We start from the raw sequence: 994 nt of genomic DNA on the forward strand, positions 1-994 counted from the left end.
TCGTATCTTCTCTAATTCTTGTCTTTTCAGTTCTTTTAACTTTTCTATTTTAGTCTCCTTTGTTTCTTTTGAATTTAAAATTGAGAGATAACCATCATCTTTAAAGTTACATTTACTCGCGTATTTTTCTAACTGCAACCTTTCAATCCTTGCCTTGTCTTCTTCTATCTTCTCTTTATTATTTATTATTATATTATTATTAAAACACTCCCATGTTTTAGCACTCCCATACTTTCCATTGCCATGTTTTTCATTGCTATGCTTTTCATTGCTATGTTGATTAACAGCTTTTTCAAGATTTTCATAATGTTTATTCACACGCTTTTGGAACCTTTCTTCTTTTTTTTCTCGAAAAAATTTATTGATTCTTCGATTGCATATTTTTTTAGGATATTTGAGCTTGTAGTAGACTTCAGTGCCACAATTTTCACCTAAATGTTTGTGGTAATTTTCAGTTACGTTTATTGTTTTGCCTAGTTTGTACAAATAACTTTGAAGTGTCTTCATTTTAATTTCTTTCTGACCATTTTGTCTTAAGTTTCGGTTGAAATAATAGAGTATTTTGTTTTGATTGTATTGTTTGAACATTGAGTTCATGAAATCTAGTGTTGATATTAAAATGATTAACATGTGTTGATGTTTATTAGTTTTTATGGCTGATTTCTGTGTGCCTTTCATTTAAATCTCCTTTAACATGAATTACTATGATCCATGATAACGTAATTATCACTAAAAAGTAAACCTTTTCTTTTGATAAATATTTTTTTGTCCAATGTTAAATTTTACAAAAAATTATATCAAAAATTTATCAAAAAAAGTTGACAAAGCCAAGTTTTTGCTGTAATTTTATTTTTGTTATTTTTATTATGTATTCACATTAGAGGAGATTAAAAATGAATAAAAATTTATCAAAAAAAATTAGTAATAAAGGAGATAATATGCATCATATCGGTGTACAAGCTCAAAGAATATTTGAAGGTTTTGAAGCATTTTT

General features: G+C 26.4%; 1 protein-coding gene. It reads right to left on the bottom strand.

Features of this window, described 5'->3' with window-relative positions:
- A partial coding sequence (locus U881_RS0101885; RefSeq protein ID WP_024653071.1) for a plasmid maintenance protein occupies positions 1-678 on the bottom strand: 678 nt, incomplete at its 3' end.
- Positions 679-994 lie beyond the last annotated feature (316 nt).

It is taken from the genome of Borrelia persica No12, from assembly GCF_000500045.1.
Taxonomy (GTDB): Bacteria; Spirochaetota; Spirochaetia; order Borreliales; family Borreliaceae; genus Borrelia; species Borrelia persica.